Source organism: Priestia flexa NBRC 15715, from assembly GCF_001591565.1.
In the GTDB taxonomy this organism is placed as follows: domain Bacteria; phylum Bacillota; class Bacilli; order Bacillales; family Bacillaceae_H; genus Priestia; species Priestia flexa.
The window spans coordinates 1-17,981 of the sequence record NZ_BCVD01000079.1 but is presented as its reverse complement, the minus strand read 5'-3'; the positions used below and the strand labels follow the sequence as shown (position 1 = coordinate 17,981).

The 17,981-nt window shown below is 37.8% G+C and carries 18 protein-coding genes; 9 read left to right on the top strand and 9 right to left on the bottom strand.

All coding sequences use genetic code 11. The features are described from left to right. Window positions 1-88 precede the first annotated feature (88 nt). The 3 genes from ggt to BFL01S_RS13330 form a co-directional block, all read right to left on the bottom strand. Window positions 89-2,170: a gamma-glutamyltransferase gene (ggt, locus tag BFL01S_RS13340; protein ID WP_061785962.1), complete on the bottom strand. Its 2,082-nt coding sequence runs from the start codon at window positions 2,168-2,170 to the stop codon at window positions 89-91. 192 nt (window positions 2,171-2,362) lie between these two features. Then, window positions 2,363-3,571: an MFS transporter gene (locus BFL01S_RS13335; RefSeq protein ID WP_061785961.1), complete on the bottom strand. Its 1,209-nt coding sequence runs from the start codon at window positions 3,569-3,571 to the stop codon at window positions 2,363-2,365. A gap of 75 nt (window positions 3,572-3,646) precedes the next feature. Beyond that, window positions 3,647-4,216: a DUF2087 domain-containing protein gene (locus BFL01S_RS13330; protein ID WP_025910893.1), complete on the bottom strand. Its 570-nt coding sequence runs from the start codon at window positions 4,214-4,216 to the stop codon at window positions 3,647-3,649. Between the two features lie 154 nt (window positions 4,217-4,370). On the opposite strand from BFL01S_RS13330, the gene BFL01S_RS13325 reads away from it, so the two are divergent. Next, window positions 4,371-4,886, top strand: coding sequence for a GNAT family N-acetyltransferase (locus tag BFL01S_RS13325; protein WP_061785960.1), 516 nt, complete (start codon window positions 4,371-4,373; stop codon window positions 4,884-4,886). Between the two features lie 61 nt (window positions 4,887-4,947). On the opposite strand, the gene BFL01S_RS13320 is transcribed toward BFL01S_RS13325, so the two are convergent. After that, window positions 4,948-6,480: an AbgT family transporter gene (locus BFL01S_RS13320; RefSeq protein WP_061785959.1), complete on the bottom strand. Its 1,533-nt coding sequence runs from the start codon at window positions 6,478-6,480 to the stop codon at window positions 4,948-4,950. A 198-nt stretch (window positions 6,481-6,678) separates the two neighbouring features. On the opposite strand from BFL01S_RS13320, the gene BFL01S_RS13315 reads away from it, so the two are divergent. After that, entirely contained in the window at window positions 6,679-7,071 is a 393-nt protein-coding gene (locus BFL01S_RS13315; protein ID WP_309247704.1) for a VOC family protein, read from the top strand. Window positions 7,072-7,106: 35 nt separating this feature from the next. Here the strand turns inward: BFL01S_RS13315 and brnQ are convergent, their stop codons facing one another. From brnQ to BFL01S_RS13300, 3 genes are all read right to left on the bottom strand, one after another. Continuing rightward, window positions 7,107-8,447, bottom strand: coding sequence for a branched-chain amino acid transport system II carrier protein (gene brnQ, locus BFL01S_RS13310; protein WP_061785957.1), 1,341 nt, complete (start codon window positions 8,445-8,447; stop codon window positions 7,107-7,109). Between the two features lie 198 nt (window positions 8,448-8,645). Beyond that, window positions 8,646-9,821 carry a methionine gamma-lyase gene (gene megL, locus BFL01S_RS13305; protein ID WP_061785956.1) on the bottom strand — a complete coding sequence of 392 codons (1,176 nt, stop codon included), beginning with the start codon at window positions 9,819-9,821 and terminating at the stop codon, window positions 8,646-8,648. A 121-nt stretch (window positions 9,822-9,942) separates the two neighbouring features. Continuing rightward, window positions 9,943-10,995: an NAD(P)/FAD-dependent oxidoreductase gene (locus BFL01S_RS13300; RefSeq protein WP_061785955.1), complete on the bottom strand. Its 1,053-nt coding sequence runs from the start codon at window positions 10,993-10,995 to the stop codon at window positions 9,943-9,945. Window positions 10,996-11,181: 186 nt separating this feature from the next. On the opposite strand from BFL01S_RS13300, the gene BFL01S_RS13295 reads away from it, so the two are divergent. From BFL01S_RS13295 to BFL01S_RS20770, 5 genes are all read left to right on the top strand, one after another. Beyond that, window positions 11,182-11,964 (top strand): ABC transporter ATP-binding protein, encoded by a 783-nt coding sequence (locus BFL01S_RS13295; RefSeq protein ID WP_025910882.1) that lies wholly within the window; start codon window positions 11,182-11,184, stop codon window positions 11,962-11,964. A gap of 15 nt (window positions 11,965-11,979) precedes the next feature. Then, window positions 11,980-12,897, top strand: a complete 918-nt coding sequence (locus BFL01S_RS13290) for an iron-hydroxamate ABC transporter substrate-binding protein (RefSeq protein WP_061785954.1) — start codon at window positions 11,980-11,982, stop codon at window positions 12,895-12,897. 74 nt (window positions 12,898-12,971) lie between these two features. Continuing rightward, a complete protein-coding gene (locus tag BFL01S_RS13285; RefSeq protein WP_025910880.1) occupies window positions 12,972-13,982 on the top strand; it encodes a FecCD family ABC transporter permease in 1,011 nt (336 codons plus the stop codon). Further along, window positions 13,979-14,986: a FecCD family ABC transporter permease gene (locus BFL01S_RS13280; protein WP_025910879.1), complete on the top strand. Its 1,008-nt coding sequence runs from the start codon at window positions 13,979-13,981 to the stop codon at window positions 14,984-14,986. Before BFL01S_RS13285 ends, BFL01S_RS13280 begins: the two co-directional genes overlap by 4 nt. A gap of 93 nt (window positions 14,987-15,079) precedes the next feature. Then, window positions 15,080-15,220, top strand: a complete 141-nt coding sequence (locus BFL01S_RS20770; protein WP_167556118.1) for a hypothetical protein — start codon at window positions 15,080-15,082, stop codon at window positions 15,218-15,220. A gap of 47 nt (window positions 15,221-15,267) precedes the next feature. Here BFL01S_RS20770 and BFL01S_RS20055 read toward each other — a convergent pair whose 3' ends face one another. Together BFL01S_RS20055 and BFL01S_RS20050 are read right to left on the bottom strand one after the other, a co-directional pair. Continuing rightward, window positions 15,268-15,444 carry a YfhD family protein gene (locus tag BFL01S_RS20055; RefSeq protein WP_078989515.1) on the bottom strand — a complete coding sequence of 59 codons (177 nt, stop codon included), beginning with the start codon at window positions 15,442-15,444 and terminating at the stop codon, window positions 15,268-15,270. Window positions 15,445-15,512: 68 nt separating this feature from the next. Next, the gene (locus tag BFL01S_RS20050) at window positions 15,513-15,665 is read right to left on the bottom strand and encodes a YpzG family protein (protein ID WP_078989514.1); all 153 of its coding nucleotides are present in this window, start codon (window positions 15,663-15,665) and stop codon (window positions 15,513-15,515) included. Window positions 15,666-15,910: 245 nt separating this feature from the next. Between BFL01S_RS20050 and rluF the strand changes: the two genes are divergently transcribed. Both rluF and BFL01S_RS13270 read left to right on the top strand, forming a co-directional pair. Then, a complete protein-coding gene (rluF, locus tag BFL01S_RS13275; RefSeq protein WP_035321142.1) occupies window positions 15,911-16,618 on the top strand; it encodes a 23S rRNA pseudouridine(2604) synthase RluF in 708 nt (235 codons plus the stop codon). Between the two features lie 284 nt (window positions 16,619-16,902). Continuing rightward, window positions 16,903-17,979: a DNA alkylation repair protein gene (locus BFL01S_RS13270; protein WP_061785953.1), complete on the top strand. Its 1,077-nt coding sequence runs from the start codon at window positions 16,903-16,905 to the stop codon at window positions 17,977-17,979. The last annotated feature ends 2 nt before the right edge of the window (window positions 17,980-17,981 follow it).

The following is a 17,981-nucleotide window of genomic DNA, read 5'->3' as shown; positions in this document are numbered from 1 at the left end:
TAGGTTAGCTGAACACGTTCGTTCCATTGCGCTTTCCACGGGGAGGAACCTGAACTACCTATGTCTCAGTCTCTTTTAATACTAAACTTTAGTTCGTGATAATGTCTCCATCTTCATCATCAATTGGATTATCAATTTCTACAGGGTCCCTCTCTAAAGAAAGCTCTTTTTTCTCTTCATCCCACTCTACTTCAAATCCTGCTCCTACTGCAGTAGTAGCAGCCGGTAAGTAGGAGTGTTTCGTTGGCTTATACATCTTCAAATCGCTCGTTTTTAAAAGCCCCAAACCAAGTAGCAGTTTATCAGCTTGTACATAAGGCTTTCCATCAATGAGCTTAAGCTGGTCATGCGTATATGGGTATTCGACATTATTCACTTTTACTGTGAACGGCCCCTCTTTTTGTTCTTGAATTGGCTTGGGCTGTTTTGCTTTATAGGAAAAGCGGTCTACTCCTAAAACCGTTCCTTCACGCGTATTATCAGCTCCACCGTACATCTTTCCAGTTTCTCGATTTAAAATAGCTGCTTGGACATTCCCAATATGCTGCGCTGTTTCTTCAAAAGCATGTCCTTTAGCCATTAGCTCTAATCGCGTATTTTGATCAATATCAGGCTCCCACCTAACAGTTGGATAAGCTGCTGAATAAATACGCGGTGTTAAAATTGCTTCTTGAATAGGCATGTCGTGATCTACAACATTCATAATTGTTTCAGCGACAGATGCAATAATTGTTGGTCCTCCTGGTGAACCAATCGCCATAAACGGCTTGCCATCTTTTCCTAAAAACGTTGGGGACATACTGCTTCGTGGTCGCTTACCTGGCTCTACTTCGTTAACTCCCCCTGGTGTTGCATCAAAGTCCGTCATTTCATTGTTAAGCATAAAGCCATACCCAGGAACCATAATACCTGACCCAAATACTTGTTCAATAGTAGTTGTATACGAAACCATATTCCCCCACTTATCTACTACTGAAAAATGGGTGGTTTGTCCGATTGGCGTTTCTTCTTTCACGACTTTTTTCTTTTCTTTCTCTCCTTCTTGATACTTCCAAGGATCTCCTTCTTTCACTTCAGGTATTGAACGATTTTTGTTAATAAGTTTACGACGTTCTTTCAGATATTCTTCGTTTAATAAGCCTTCTTTAGGTACGCTGTAAAAATCTTCGTCAGCCATATAAGCTGCGCGATCTGCGTACGCTAAGTGCATCGCTTCTGTTAAATAATGAAGGTACTGAGGAGAGTTTGCTCCCATTTTTTTAACATCATAACCTTCCATCAGCTTTAAAATTTGTAACACCGTTAATCCACCTGAGCTTGGCGGTGCTGCACTAATAACATCATAACCTCTGTATGTAGTAGCTACAGGCTCTCTTTTCTTAACTGTATAATTTTTTAAATCTTCTTCAGTCATCGTTCCTTCTTTAGCTTGTACTTCTTCAGCTAAAGCTTTCGCAATATCTCCTTCATAAAAAGCTGCAGGACCATCCTCTTGCAAAATTCTAAACGTTTTAGCAAGGTCTTTTTGTAGGAGTAAATCTCCTTCTTCAAGAGGTTCGCCATTTTGAAAGAAAATCTCGGATGCTGCTTTATTATTTTTCAACTTCGACTTATTTTCATTAATATACTGCGCCATCGACCAATTCACCTTAACGCCTTTATCCGCTTGTTTAATAGCTGGTTCAATTAGCTTTTCAAATGTCATTGTCCCATGATCTGCAAGGGCTTGTTCTAATACTTTTGCTGTACCAGGAACTCCAACTGCCTTTCCAGTTGTGTGTCTCTTGCTAAAAGGTACAGGCTTTCCTTTTTCATCTAAGAACAATTTCGATGTTACATTAGCTGGCGCCATTTCACGACCGTCAATCATTTCAATATCGTTTTCTTTCTCATCGTAAATCATCATAAATCCGCCGCCACCAATACCTGACATCATTGGCTCAACAACGTTTAAAGAAAGCTGAATAGCTACGGCTGCATCGACGGCGTTACCACCATTTTCTAACACTTCTTTCCCTACTTTAGCTGCTAAAGGGTGTGACACAGACACAAGGCCTTTCGTCGCTCCTTGCTTCATCGAGCGATTCACTCCTGGCACTTCTGCAGATCCTACTGGTGCAATAACACTAAAGACTAGCATAATAGCAAAAAAACTTTTTAACACCTTCATCTACTTCACGCTCCTTTTTAATAGGTGGAATGTATCCCTTCACATTCTATAATAAACTAAATTTTCATAATTTTTTACAAAATAAAGCAAAACAATACATTTTAACTATAAATAACAATATTTAGAAACTAATAGGTCCTAATTAACTAAAAAAGCTGCTAAAATAATTGAGCAGCCTTTCAACTCATTATGTTATATAAAAGGAGTTTTTTTTTGCTTAAGAGTCCTTATGATATAAATACATACTAACCCTACACTGATGATTACATATCCTATCCCACCAATTAATCCAAGTGTTCGACTATCTATTACTGTTAATAATAAGCCTGCTCCAAACATAGATAAACCCAGAGTTACGTTGGAAATGGTTGTAAACATACCAAATACCTTTCCTTGATGTTGTAAAGGCGTCACTCTCATAACAACTGAATCCAGACAAGCGTTGCTAATACCTGAAAAGAATGCTAGAACCAAATAAAAGCAAAACGCTAGCTGCCAGGAATAGGTGTTACTTATCATCATTAAGAAAATACCTTCTACTCCAAGAGAGACTAATCCACAAATCAACAGATATTTTCGGATTCGATTCGCCACAATAAAGCTAAGCATTAGCCCCATCCCAAGTCCTCCGTAAAACAAGCCTACCCCCCAGCTTTCTATGTTAAATTCTTGAACAGCATACACGCTAATGAGTACGTTATCAATTCCATTAAAGATAGGTACAAAAAGTTCAAAGCAAAAAACCAAAATTAAAGCTACCGAAGACGTAATAATTGAATAAACAGCAGAAATTGTAATGGATTCTGTTGGTTTCGAATTTACTTGTTGTCCACCTCTATCTACTAGTTTGTATACAATTAAACTGGCAAATAAAAAAGAACACGCATTTAATATAAACGTGACATCACTTCCTATATAAAAAGAAGCAAAGCCACCAATAAGAGAGCCACCAACTAATACAATTCCTAATAATACTTGCTCTAAACTATTAACCTGTACAATACGGTTCGAATGAATAACAGTAGGTATTAAAGCCTTTCTTGTAGGAGCATAGATAGCTTCTCCCGCTGCTAATACAAACGTACTTACATAAACAAGCCAAATCATTGAAGAATCGTTTACCCATATAAAAGCTAAAGCAAACGGAATTCGAATGAGGTCTGTAACAATTAAAATCATTGGCTTTGAAAAACGATCCGCAAGCGCTCCTCCTAAGGGGCCAAAAAAAAGAAACGGAAGAACCCTAATGCCAAGTGCTGTACCTACTGCTAGGCCAGATTCCGTATATTCTAAAAGCAAAGCTAACAACGCTACTTGGCTGAAACGATCTCCTACTCCGTTCACAACCCCTGCTAAAAATAAACTTCGATATGCTTTCTCAACTTTTAATAAATAAATCATCTTTCTATCCCCTTTAACTAATTAGATAACCATCTAATTAGTTGTGTGAAATAAAAGCTAGTTGATTAAACTAGCTTACATCTTACCCCATAGCTCTTTAGGGTTCATTTCATATTGATTATCTTTTCGATACATATAATGATTCATGATTAATTCACGCCTTAACGTTGCGTAATCATCATGAAACTTTTTTAAATACTCATTCAGTTCTTTTTCTTCATAAACAATTCCATACTTAAGATCACTGATAATCTTTTCAAGCACAACCATACGCTTTTTACGCTGTGCTGGTAAATTTGTCAGCTTTCCATCAGCAGTAAAAAAGGGCTTTAAAATTTTAAAACGATCATTTTCTTCCACTGTTTCAATCACCTCTTCATTTACAATCGTTAAAATAGCCGTTGCGCTTGCTTCTAGTGCTTTGACATTCAGATAAAAATAAATCGTATTTTTGTCTCTTCGTTCTTTAATGAGTCCAATATCTCGAAGCTTTGCCATGTGGTGCGTAATCGTTGGCGGTTTTAGTCCTAGCTTGCCTGCAATTGCTTGCCCGTTCAGGGGTCCTGACTTTAGTAAACTTAGAATACGAATTCGCGTCGGATCGCCCATTGTTTTATGAAAGTCCACAATACGTTTCAACTGCATATAAACACTCCTAGTTAGATATTTATCTAATTAGACTATAATCTAATTTACAGAATATTAAAAGTTATTTTTCAGAAAACACCGATCTTTTTTACAAAGAAATGGTGTATACTCTCACCATACACGGAATTTTTTTAGTCTAAGGAGAAATTTTATGCTATCTACTGTCGCTATTAAGCAAGTCACCACTACAGACGCAAAACAAGTTGTTGCTTTTTTAGTTAAAATGCGCAGTCAACTGTTTCCCATGCTGAATAAGGATGTCCTTTCTCCAGATTTAGCAAACTTTGAAATGCACTACTTACATAAAGAAAAAACAGCTTTCTTCGCTGCTTTTTCACCTACCAATGAAGTAATTGGAACCATTTGTGTTTATCCATATGACCGTCGTTTTAGTCATCTGAACGACTTTTATCCAGAAAACACAGCTGAAATTGTTAAGTGTTATGTTGACGAAAAGTATCGCCGCTGTGGAATTGGTAAACAGCTCTTTCAACAAGCACTGTCTTTTAGTCAAGGGACGTATGATGTCTTAAGCTTACACACTCACCCATTCCTTCCTAGCGGCTTTGCATTTTGGCAATCAAGGGGCTTTCACACACGCTTCACTGAAAAAGATGGGGTATGGGATACGATTTTTATGGACATGAAGCTACTGCCAAGATCCTAATGGCATTATCTCCAAAATGCGGTGATGACAAATAAAAAAGTCGCTTTACACAGCGACTTTTTTATTTATTGATAAACATCTCAATCCCTGGCCCAATTGGAAGCCCAAGAAGATTCCAAATTAGAAAGAATAGAGTCCACGTAACCAAAATGACTACGCTATACGGCAGCATTAAGGAAATCAGTGAGCCAATCCCTGACCTTTTATCATAATCTTTCATTAATGCCAAGATAATTGGAAAATACGGATTTAATGGCGTAATAACATTAGTGGACGAATCGGCAATTCGGTAAGCCATTTGCACATATGCCGGATGATAATCAAGCAACATTAACATCGGGATAAAGATAGGAGCCATTAAAGCCCACTGGGCAGACCCGCTAAAGATAAATAAATTCAATACTGCAGTCAAAAAGATGAATCCGATGATAACAGGCAGTCCTGTTAGCCCAATTCCTGTTAGTATCTCAGCTCCACTTACAGCAATCCACGTACCAATGTTCGTCCAGTTAAAGTACGCAATAAACTGAGAAGCCGCAAAAATTAAGACAATAAAGCCAGCCATATCTTTCATCGATTCTGCCATTAAGTTAGGAACATCGGAAATAGATTTTAGATTCCCTACCGTAAATCCATATGCCATTCCAATTAAAAGAAAGAAAATAAGCGTAATTGGTACAATACCATCTAAGAATGGACTTGGAATAATAGTTCCTTCATCGCTTCTTAGCAGTCCACTTTTTGGCACGGTCATCATAACAATCATTCCTATGTAAAGAAACCCTACAATACCAGCGTTTCGAAGCCCTTTTGCTTCAAGGTTCGATACCTCTGACATCACGGATGCTTTATTCCCTTTGTACGTACCAAGTCTTGGCTCAATAATTTTTTCTGTTACAAGTCCACCGACAAGAACAACAAGCGCTACAGATGCCGCATTAAAAAACCAGTTATCAACGGGTGTTACCGTTGCCGTATCGCTTACCGTTTTCACTACTTCATTTGCAATTCCGGATAATAAAGCATCATTACCTGAAATGACCAAGTTAGCACTGAACCCTGCACCTACTCCCGCAAAGCCAGCTGCTAAACCAGCAAAAGGATGCCTTCCTAGCGTATAAAAAATGGTTGCCGCAAGCGGAGGAATAATGACAAACGCCGCATCTGCTGCTAAATTACCAAGCACTCCTGCAAAAACAATTGCGTATGTAATAACACTTTTAGGTGCATTTATAATAGTCTTTTTAATAAACGTTTCAATTAGTCCAACCTTATCAGCCACTCCGATACCAAGCATCATAGCTAGTACTAAACCAAGAGGCTGAAACTCTGTGAAATTGGATAGCATTGATGTAAAGATAAACTGAATCCCTTCTTTAGAAAACATATTTCTAATTGGAAGTTCTTCACCTGTTCCAGGATGAACGGTCGTTACGTCAAATACACTTACAATCCATGAAACAGCCATAATGCTCATAGCAAAAATAACAAATAATACTGCGGGGTGTGGAAGTTTATTCCCAACCCTTTCAATTGAATCTAATACCCTTAGTATAACCCCTTTTTTCTCAACTTGATTCACTTCTGGATTCATAGCTGCCTTCCCCTCTATTGATGTTTTAGAAAAATTCCCATTTAAATTCCTTTTCAAAAGGGTAACACGACAAGAAAACAGAAATCAATAAATTTTCTAAAAAATTAATCTTTTTATAAGGATTTCTTATTATCGTGCACTACTTTTTCTTTCTACTACTCGATAGAGCTACCCACTATACTAATATAGAAGAAAGAAGTGAATTCAGATGGAGGCGATTCATTGATGTATTCTCTTAAACGCATCGATCACGTTCAGCTGGCTGCTCCGCCTAATAGTGAACATAGAGCTAGACGCTTTTTTCATGAGCTTCTTGGTTTTCAGGAAGTTGAAAAGCCTGTCGTACTTCAGAAAAATGGTGGTTTGTGGTTTAAGATCAACGACTGTGAACTTCACATCGGAATTGACCAATCGTTTATACCTGCCAAAAAGGCACATCCTGCTTTTGAAGTTGAAAATTTATCTGCTTTGAAAGAGCATCTTGCAGCTCATCACGTTGCTTTTATACAAGATGAAAAGTTACCAAACGCTAATCGCATTTATGTACATGATCCTTTTGGTAATCGCTTGGAGTTTTTGGAGTGGTTGTAACAAAAAAAGCATGCTCTTCAGCATGCTTTTCACTTCTATTTACTTGGTCTATTTAAGACTGTTCCTGCTCGTAACAATACAACAATATATCCCGCGATTCCTCCAATAATCGCTGGAACAACCCATCCCAATCCAACAGAATATAGCGGTAACAATTGTGTAAAAGCTGAATCAACTGCCTGAATTTTCACCCCAGCAGCACCTAGTCCATCAAATAAACTTACGATGAATGTTAAAAGTAAACTTCCTTGGTATACGACAGGGTGTCCTTTAAATAAAGGATGTAAAAACGTAAGCGCAATAAGCACAATGGCAAGCGGATAAATAGCCGTTAGTACTGGTACAGAAACTGCAATTAGCTGTGTTAAACCGATATTAGCAACAAGTGCGCTAAAAGCAGATAGAATAACAGCAATTGCTTTATAGCTAACTTTAGGAAATAGCTGGTGAAAGAAAGTAGAACAGGCAATAATTAACCCAATGCTTGTTGTTAAGCATGCCACGGTAATCATAATACCTAAAAACACGCCTCCAAATGAGCCAAAATAATAATTTGATACGCTCGCAAGCACGGCACCTCCATTATCTAAATAGCCTAGCTCAGATACGCTTGCTGCTCCCATATAAGCCAGAGCCGTATAAAAGACACCTAATACTGTGGCTGTAATAAGAGTTGCCGCTCCGCATACCCCAATGATTTGCTTTCTAGTCGTAGCCCCTTTCTCACGGATAGCGTTAATAATCATAATACCGAATACAAATGAAGCTAGCGTATCCATTGTTAAGTATCCTTCTTGAAAGCCTTTGAAGAATGAATTGGTTTCGTACGCTTCCAAAGGAGCTTTAAATTCACCAATTGGAGCTACAACTGCTACAACAACTAAAATGCCAATAGACCCAATTTTAACAGGTGTTAACACCTTTCCAATAATATCAACAATCTTACCTGGCTTAAGGGAAAAGAAGCACGCAACTCCAAAGAAAATGATGGTGAAAATTAATAGAGGTAGACCTCCTACTCCTTCTGATAAAAATGGCTTGACGCCAATTTCATAAGAAACTGTTCCCGCTCGAGGAATTGCAAAAAGTGGACCGATTGCTAAGTAAAGAACAATCGTAAACACGATCCCAAAAACAGGATGTGCTCGACTAGCTAAAGACTGCAAATCATCTTTGCCTGAAAACCCAAGAGCCATTACCCCTATTAAAGGAAGTCCTACCCCTGTAAGTAAAAAGCCAGCGTTTGCAGACCATAAATTCGTACCGGCTGATTGACCAAGCATGGCTGGAAAGATTAAATTTCCTGCTCCAAAAAATAGAGCGAATAACATAAGACCAATTACAACAATAAATGAAAATGGTATTTTATTTGACACCTAAAACCCTCCGTCTTTCTTGGCTGAAATTACTTCCTAAAAAGATTTTTCAGAATAATTTAAAAACGTTCATTAGAAGCATGTACACCATTATAACTAGTGAATATGTATATTTCAACATAACTTTTTACTTTCAGAACAAAATTCTTGACAAAACAAAAAAGACCCTATTAAAAAGGTCTTTTCCTTCTTACATAATTAGCTAATTTTATCAAGTGCATTTTCTAAGTCTTTCCATATATCTTCCCAAAATTCTAAGCCTACAGATAGGCGCAATAGCTCGTTTGATATGCCCATTTCCTTTCTAATAGCTTCTGGAACAACCGCGTGCGTCATTGAAGCAGGGTGTTGGATTAAAGTTTCTGTATCACCTAAGCTAACTGCAATGGAGATTAAGCTTAGTTCATTCACAAACTTCTTCACAGATTCTTCTGATCCATTTAATTCAAAAGCTAACACCCCTCCACTTCTTTTCATTTGCTTTTCGAAGCTACTTTCTATTTCCGGGTAATAAACAGCTTTCACTTTTGGGTGTATTTTTAGCTTTTCAACAATTTTTTCTGCATTTTCACAATGACGATCCATCCTGACAGGCAGGGTTTTTAAGCCTCTAATTAATAACCACGCATCAAAAGGCGCAAGAATGCCACCGATATCTTTTTGAACAGTCTTTCTTATACCTTGAATAAGATTTGTACTTCCAACCATTACGCCTGCCACAACGTCACCATGCCCACCAATATATTTGGTTGCGCTGTGTATAACAAGATCACATCCAAGAGTTAACGGCTTTTGCAAATACGGCGTTAAAAATGTATTATCCACAATGACTGGAACTCCATGCTCTTTTGCTACTGCCACTACAAGAGGTAAATTAATGACGTGCATAGTAGGATTAATCGGTGTCTCAATATAAATGCATGCAGTTTTATCAGTAATGCTAGCTCTTATTTCTTCTACTGTTAGAAACGTTGAAAAAGAATGTGTAATGCTATATTTCTCATTTAATAGCTCCAATAAACCAAACGTACAGCCGTAGAGACCTTTTGAACAAAGAATATGATCTCCAGCCTTTGTTAAACCAATTAAAGCTGCAGATACAGCAGCCATTCCCGAACCAAATGCTAGCGCTTCTTCGCCTTCTTCTAGCTCTGCCATTCGACTTTCAAATTCTGCTACGGTGGGGTTTGATAACCTTGAGTAAACATATCCACTCTCTTCTCCTGCAAAACGTCGTGCTCCTTGGTCTAAGCTTGAAAACGTAAAAGTAGATGTTTGATAAAGCGGTGTAACAAGGCTGTCGTGATGCATGCTTGATTTATACGTTCCGTGAACCGCTTTTGTTTCAAACCTATATTTCTCTGTATTCGTCATTCCCTTCATCCCCTTAAAATTTTGTAAGCGCTTACTTATAAAATTATATGAAATTCTCTAGTAGTTTGTCACGGTACAATTACACGATAAAAAAGATGGCTACTATATCTGCAGCCACCTTCTATGCTTGTAACATTTGCTTTACTAGCTCTCTATTGCGTTTTTTAAACACTTCATTATGAGAAGAGACCATTGCAACTTTATTAGCATTAGGCTCAATAAACAGCTTTGCTCGATTTACGGCATTTGCTGCATCTTGAAACGCACCAGCAATTAGGTTTACTTTGCCTTCATGCTGCAGAATATCACCTGCTGCGTATAAGCCGGGCACAGTTGTTTCACTTGACGAGTTTCCCGCAATATAATAATCATGAATCATTTCAATTGAAAGCTCACTTTTTTGAAGTAATGATGTGTCTCGCTCATATCCATGGTTGATGATTACTTCGTCAATTGGTAGATATGTAATATCTCCAGTTAAATGGTTAGTAAGCTCTACTTTAGCAATTTTTTCACTGTTCCCATCAGCTATTAATTTACTAATTGACGTATTTAACATGCAAGTTGCAGAGCTATTTATTAGCTGCGTCACCTGTGACTCATGACCAGATAGACAGTCTTTTCGATATGTTAAATACACTTTTTTTGCAACAGGCTCTAATTCATTAGCCCAGTCGATGGCTGAATTGCCTCCTCCCGAAACAATTACGACTTTATCTTTAAAGCGTTGCAGTGACTTTACAGTATAATTTAAATTTGAAATCTCAAAGCGCTCTGCTCCTTCAATTTTTAGCTTTTGTGGATTCAAAATCCCTCCGCCTACCGCTATGATTACTGTTTTAGATCGATGTATTTCGCCCGAAGAACCCGTTAATAAAAAGTGTCCTTCATTATTTCGAGAAATAGATTCAATTTTCTCGTTTAATACAACTGTTGGATCAAACGTTAATCCTTGAGCTACAAGCTGCTCAATTAATTGAGCTCCAGGAGTCGGAGTTAAGCCCCCCACGTCCCATATCATTTTCTCGGGATAAACGTGCACTTTCCCCCCTAAACGAGGCTGAAATTCAATTAGTTTCGTTTTCATTTCACGAAGTCCGCTGTAAAAGGTCGAATATAGCCCTGCTGGTCCGCCACCAATTACGGTTACATCATAAAGCTCTGAATTTTTCACGATTCGCTCACTCCTAGTAATCATCATTGATTATCATTCTCATTTAAATATACATCTTTTTAATCAAATTGACAAACAAAAATAATGATTGACAGAATTCAAACAGACTATTATAGTAAAAATGAATCAGAAATGATAATCATTATCACCAATTCTAATTAACACTTTTGAACGGGAGGTTTCGCCATGGTTCGCCTACATACAGAAGATCTTAACATTGGATATGGTGAACGGGTAATCGTAAAAGATTTGAGTGTTCAAATTCCTGATAAAAAAATAACAACCATTATTGGTTCAAACGGATGTGGAAAATCAACGTTGCTAAAAGCTATTACACGCTTGATTTCTCATCAGTCCGGCACTGTATTATTGGACGGTTCTAGTATTGCAAAAGAAAACACCAAGGAACTTGCAAAGAAAATAGCAATCCTTCCTCAGTCCCCTGAAAGCGCAAACGGACTCACCGTAGGAGAGCTCGTATCTTATGGACGTTTTCCTTATCAAAAAGGATTTGGTCGCTTAACAAAAAAAGATTATGAAGTTATTGACTGGGCACTTGAAGTAACAGGAACAATAGACTATAAGTACCGTCCTGTTGATGCCTTATCGGGCGGTCAGCGACAGCGCGTGTGGATTGCAATGGCCCTAGCTCAAGAAACAGATATTATCTTTTTAGACGAGCCCACTACTTACCTGGATATGGCTCATCAGCTTGAAGTACTTGAGCTGTTACAAAAGCTTAACGAAGAGCAAGATCGCACTGTTATTATGGTTCTTCACGACTTAAATCAAGCCGCCCGCTTTGCAGATTATATTATCGCAATGAAAGATGGCGAAATTATAAAAGCCGGTACCTGTGAAGAAGTCATGCAGCAAGACGTTTTAAAAGAGGTCTTCCAGATCGATGCTGAAATTGGACGCGATCCTAGAACAAATAAACCGATGTGTATTACATATAATTTATTATAGAAGGAGATTAACAACATGAAAAAATTATTACTTCCCTTTGTGCTCTTACTACTGCTCATTATTAGTGCTTGCGGTAACTCAAACGAAAGTCAAGGTAATGAAGCAAAAGATAAAAAATCAGATACTGTTACATATGAATCTGAAAATGGACCAATTGAAGTTCCTGCTGATCCTAAGCGCGTAGTTGTTCTTGCTTCATTTGTCGGAAACGTTTTAGCTTTAGATACAAACGTAGTTGGCGTAGATTCATGGTCAAAAGACAACCCTCGCTTCAAAGACCAGCTAAAAGATGCGGAAGTTGTAACAGAAGACGACTTAGAAAAAATCATTGAATTAAACCCAGATTTAATCATTGGTTTATCGACAACAAAAAACATTGATAAACTACAAGAAATTGCTCCAACCGTTACGTATACATACGGTAAAGTAGATTATTTAACTCAGCACTTAGAAATTGGTAAAGCTTTAAACAAAGAAAAAGAAACACAAGCATGGATTGATGAATTCAAAGCTGATGCAAAAGTGGCTGGTGAAGACATCAAAGCAAAAATTGGTGAAGATGCAACCGTTTCAGTTATTGAAAACTTTGACAAACAACTCTATGTATTTGGTGACAATTGGGCACGTGGTACAGAAATTTTATATCAAGAGATGAAATTAAAAATGCCTGAAAAAGTAAAAGAAATGGCATTAAAAGATGGCTATTATGCAATTTCACCAGAGGTTCTTTCTGAGTATGCCGGTGACTACGTAATCTTCAGTAAAAATACAGATGGAGATACGTCATTCCAAGAAACGGATACGTACAAAAACATTCCTGCTGTAAAGAACAAGCAACTGTTTGAAGCAAATGCAAAAGAGTTTTATTTTAATGATCCAATTTCATTAGAATATCAATTAGACTTCTTTAAAGAGAAATTTTTACAGCAGTAATCCAATCATAAAAAGGAATTCTTATTTTAAGAATTCCTTTTGCTTTATTCTATAAAAGAAAAGATGAGAGGCTCATGACAACGAACAAAACACCATTTATTCCTTTTACACTTAAACTTATTCTTGGATTTTTAATCTTTATTGGAATGTTCATTATTTCAATGGTTTTTGGGGCAGCTAACATTTCTATAAAAGATGTTTGGTTAGCGCTTACCTCAACTAGTACAAATAATCAAATCTTAATTATTCGCGAACTTCGCCTTCCTCGAGAAGTAGCAGCTATTTTTGTAGGTATCGCTCTTTCAGTATCAGGTGGTATCATGCAAGGGATGACAAGGAATCCACTAGCAGACCCTGGTTTACTCGGATTAACAGCTGGTGCTAAAGCTGCTCTTGCTCTGACAATTGCTCTCATTCCATCTGCCAACTATTTTTGGATTATGATTGCATGCTTTATTGGAGCTGGTGTTGGCGCTGGGCTAGTATTTGGCATTGGCTCTCTAAAAAGAGGAGGTTTTTCCCCTCTCCGCATTGTATTAGCTGGTGCCGCAGTTTCTACTTTTCTATATGCAATCGCCGATGCTGTTGGCATTTACTTTAACATTTCAAAAGATGTGTCTATGTGGACTTCTGGAGGACTTACTTTAACATCTTGGAAACAATTATCCATTGTGATTCCATTTATTATAGTAGGCACATTGATTGCACTTACTCTTGCTAGACAGCTGACCATTCTTAGTTTAAGTGATGAGGTAGCAACGGGATTAGGACAGCATACGACTAAGATTAAAGTTATTTTGTTTGGAGTCATTGTGTTATTGGCGGGTGCATCGGTTGCTTTAGCCGGTAACCTTGTCTTTATTGGTCTGATGATTCCTCATATCGTAAGAGCGATTGTCGGAACGGATTACCGATTTATCATCCCAATGTCTGTACTTATCGGGTCATCGTTTATGTTGTTTGCGGATACGTTAGCACGCACAATTAACGCTCCGTACGAAACATCCATTATTGCAGTTGTAGCAATGATTGGCCTCCCTTTCTTTTTGTTTATTATTAAAAAAGGAGGTCACACAATCCGATGATTCATCCTACACTACGAAAAAAACAGCTATTTATTTTGCTTTTACTAACAGTTCTTATTTTGCTGACAATTACTGTTAGCATGGGATTAGGCTATGCGTCTTTATCCTTTGACCGCTTGCTTCCGACTCTATTTGGACAAGGAACGTTTAAAGAAGAATTTATCTTATTTTCAATCCGTCTGCCTCGTATCGTTATTACATTACTAGCTGGTATGGCTCTTGCTTTATCAGGAGCTATTTTACAGAGCATTACCCGAAATGATTTAGCAGAACCAGGCATTATTGGAATTAACTCAGGTGCTGGAGTAGGAGTCGCGGTATTTTTCTTATTCTTCCCAATTGACCCTGGCTCATTTGTGTATATGATTCCCTTTGTTGGATTTATTGGAGCCATTATAACTGCAGCCTTGATTTACACGTTTGCCTATGAAAGAAATATAGGCCTCGCCCCTACTAAGTTAGTACTAACTGGGGTTGGGTTTTCCATGGCTCTATCCGGAGTCATGATTGTCTTAATCTCTTCTGCTGAACGTCAAAAGGTGGACTTTATTGCAAAATGGTTAGCCGGAAACATTTGGGGTTCAGACTGGCCGTTTGTTTTAGCTCTTTTACCTTGGCTAATGGTATTAATTCCTTTTGTTTTATACAAAGCTAATAGACTTAATATTTTATCGCTCAATGAGCATACGGCTATCGGTGTTGGAATCTCCATTGAAAAAGAACGAATCACACTGTTACTTGCTGCTGTAGCCCTTGCAGCTTCTGCCGTATCTGTAAGCGGTGGAATTGCATTTATTGGATTAATTGCTCCTCACCTTGCAAAAAGCCTTGTAGGACCAAGAAACCAGCTATTTATTCCCGTAGCTATTTTAATGGGTGGCTTTTTCCTTTTAATAGCTGATACAATCGGACGTAACTTAATGACTTCTGAAGGAGTTCCGGCCGGAATTATTGTTGCGTTAATTGGTGCTCCCTATTTCATTTATCTACTTCTGAAAAAATAAAAGACTTCCAATTGTGGAGTCTTTTTTATTTTAGGCTGATATTTTATTGAGTTTTAGAAAAGCTAAAAGTGTAATCGAAAGGCGGTGATTCTATTGTCTAAGAAAAAGCTAACTCCTTCACAAGAAGTGGATCAATCAAAGCTAGTTGATGACAAAGCAGCTAAGCTTAGAAAGAACGGAAATGAAGCGGAGCATGCTCACCAAAAAACGCTTGGTGGCGCACAAGGAGAATAATAACTATTGACTATCGAATAGCTGCCAAACGGCAGCTATTTTATTCATTAATGACTTTGACGTTCATCTGCAGCTTTTGCACGTTCTTGAGCTTTTAAATCAGCTTGATCAAGCTCACTTGAAAACTCTTCGTATACACCATCAGAATGACCTGGTTTTTTAACAATTTGAGACGAAAAATATTTCGCTTTTTCCGCTTCTACACGACTTTTTTGATTCATCATTTACCCCTCCATTTTCAATGAATTAACAAAAGGCGCTGTGCGCGCCTTTTGCATAGAGAATAGCATCCTTACCAACGATGCGCTTTCGCATTACTTCGCAAAATAATGTTTGTTTGTGACATTTGAGTATGTCCATTTACCTGCGATTTCGAGCGCTTCGGTCTTGTCCAGTTGTGGCTAAAAAGTTCTGAGTGCGGATCTAATTGATCTTTATAACTCATTCTTATCACCTCAAAGTTAGGATACTTACCTTTAACGAGAAAGCCTCGCTTGGCATCTCACTTATTAGCATGGCTAAATGCATACAAAGCATGCTAACAGTTTTCTCCATCCTTTTTTTACTGTTAAAAACAGATGAAATTTGTTAATAATAAAAAGAACAACTAATGACGGAATTCCCTTGGCATGATAAGATATTAAGGCATTACTTTAAAGTAAAATGAATGAAGATATGGATGTGATGAAACTGCGAGTTAATAAATTCATTAGCGAATCTGGAAAAGCTTCCAGACGCGGTGCAGATAAATTAATTAGCGAAGGTCGCGTAACCATTAATGGTAAGAAAGCAAAAATTGGTGACCAAGTATATCCTGGCGATGACGTTCGAGTAAGCGGAGAGCAGCTTCGTATCGCTCGTAACAACGTATATATTGCTTTAAATAAGCCAGTTGGCATTACAAGTACAAGTGAGAAGAAAGTAAAGGGAAATATCATTGACCTTGTCAATCATCCGTTACGTATTCACCACGTAGGACGATTGGATAAAGATTCAGACGGCCTTATTCTTTTAACAAATGATAATGACATTATAAACGAAATTCTACGTGCAGAAAATCAGCATGAAAAAGAGTATGTGGTATCTGTGGACAAGCCTATCACTCCAGAATTTGTTAAAAACATGTCAGAGGGTGTACATATTTTAGGAACAAAAACACTGCCGTGTAAAGTAACGCAGCTGTCGAAATACGAATTTCAAATCATTTTAACCCAAGGGCTTAACCGTCAAATTCGTCGTATGTGTGAAGTCCTAGGTTACCAGGTATTACGCCTACAGCGTACACGTATTATGAATATCCACTTAAATAATTTACCGGTTGGTCAGTGGCGTGATTTAACAAAAAAAGAGCGTAACCAGCTGTTTAAAGAATTAAACTATGAACCAAAAGAGTGGTAATTAGCAGAGAAATTCTCTGCTTTTTTTATGCCCTCGACGGGATTCGAACCCGCACTCCTTTCGTAAGCTTAGGTTCGGGGGAACACGCTTCCCTACGGAGTTTCACCAACGGGAATTTCACCCGTTTCAGCTTATTTTGCTTTTCGGTGCTTCTGAAACCCTTACCTTGCGACCCGGTGGCTACAATGTTTTCCGGCGCTCTTCCCTTCTGAGCTACGAGGGCGTTTATCTTAAGAATACTGTCTCTACCTTACTTTATCAATTTATATAGAAGAGGTGTACCAATGGCTGAGCAAAGAAATATCTACAATAAACATTTTGTTAACAAGCTGGCCCATTCGATAAAAGCAGCTTATTCTTCATTTTCAAAAGATGCTTTTATATCAGGTGTTTTTCATAAAGAGTGGGACAATCAATCATTAAAAGACAGAATGAGGCACATTACTATAATGCTACATAAGCATTTAGCTTTAGATTATCACGGAGCACTTGCTGTTTTATATAAAGTCGCCCCTGAATTTAAGGGACAGCTTGCTGGAATTACTTTTCCAGACTATGTAGAACAATATGGTTTGAACGAATGGGAAATGTCTATAGATGCGCTTGCTTTTTTCACGACCTACTCTACTTCAGAGTTTGCGGTTCGACCTTTTTTACTCAAAGATCAAAAACGCATGATGGAACAATTTTTAACATGGTCTACTCATGAAAATGAACACGTTCGCCGCCTTGCCAGTGAAGGCTGTCGTCCTCGCCTTCCTTGGGGAATATCTATTCCATCATTTAAACAAGACCCAAGGCCGGTGTTTCCCGTGTTAAATAACTTACTTCAAGATTCATCTTTGTATGTACGTAAAAGCGTAGCAAATAATTTAAATGATATTTCTAAAACACATCCTGATCTTCTTTTAACTTTTACTGAGGCTAACCTTAATAAGCACCCACACACAGATTGGATTTTAAAACATGCATGTCGCACGCTATTGAAAAATGGCCATCCAAAAGTTCTACAGCTTTTTGGCTTTGACCAGAATCATCAAGTGACAATCTCAAATTTTCAACTTTCAGCTCCCGAAACAGCAATTGGAGGCTCTTTAACTTTTCAATTTGATCTATATGGCGAAACAGAAGAGAAAATTCGTATTGAATATGCAGTAGATTATGTAAAATCACGAGGTAATCGCACAAGAAAAGTGTTTAAGCTAGCAGAGTTTCAAGTCAAAAAGCATTTATCTAAACACTATGAAAGAAAGCTTTCCTTTAAAGACTTATCTACGCGTAAACACTATAGCGGCTTACACACTTTAACGTTACTTGTAAATGGCATTGAGATGAAATCTCTTGATTTTCATCTACAATAAAG

Bases quoted from the DNA above. Each gene is read 5' to 3' on its own strand.
- ggt (WP_061785962.1), bottom strand. From the start codon at position 2,170: ATGAAGGTGTTAAAAAGTTTTTTTGCTATTATGCTAGTCTTTAGTGTT.
- BFL01S_RS13335 (WP_061785961.1), bottom strand. From the start codon at position 3,571: ATGATTTATTTATTAAAAGTTGAGAAAGCATATCGAAGTTTATTTTTA.
- BFL01S_RS13330 (WP_025910893.1), bottom strand. From the start codon at position 4,216: ATGCAGTTGAAACGTATTGTGGACTTTCATAAAACAATGGGCGATCCG.
- BFL01S_RS13325 (WP_061785960.1), top strand. From the start codon at position 4,371: ATGCTATCTACTGTCGCTATTAAGCAAGTCACCACTACAGACGCAAAA.
- BFL01S_RS13320 (WP_061785959.1), bottom strand. From the start codon at position 6,480: ATGAATCCAGAAGTGAATCAAGTTGAGAAAAAAGGGGTTATACTAAGG.
- megL (WP_061785956.1), bottom strand. From the start codon at position 9,821: ATGACGAATACAGAGAAATATAGGTTTGAAACAAAAGCGGTTCACGGA.
- BFL01S_RS13295 (WP_025910882.1), top strand. From the start codon at position 11,182: ATGGTTCGCCTACATACAGAAGATCTTAACATTGGATATGGTGAACGG.
- BFL01S_RS13290 (WP_061785954.1), top strand. From the start codon at position 11,980: ATGAAAAAATTATTACTTCCCTTTGTGCTCTTACTACTGCTCATTATT.
- BFL01S_RS13285 (WP_025910880.1), top strand. From the start codon at position 12,972: ATGACAACGAACAAAACACCATTTATTCCTTTTACACTTAAACTTATT.
- BFL01S_RS13280 (WP_025910879.1), top strand. From the start codon at position 13,979: ATGATTCATCCTACACTACGAAAAAAACAGCTATTTATTTTGCTTTTA.
- BFL01S_RS20055 (WP_078989515.1), bottom strand. From the start codon at position 15,444: ATGATGAATCAAAAAAGTCGTGTAGAAGCGGAAAAAGCGAAATATTTT.
- BFL01S_RS20050 (WP_078989514.1), bottom strand. From the start codon at position 15,665: ATGAGTTATAAAGATCAATTAGATCCGCACTCAGAACTTTTTAGCCAC.
- BFL01S_RS13270 (WP_061785953.1), top strand. From the start codon at position 16,903: ATGGCTGAGCAAAGAAATATCTACAATAAACATTTTGTTAACAAGCTG.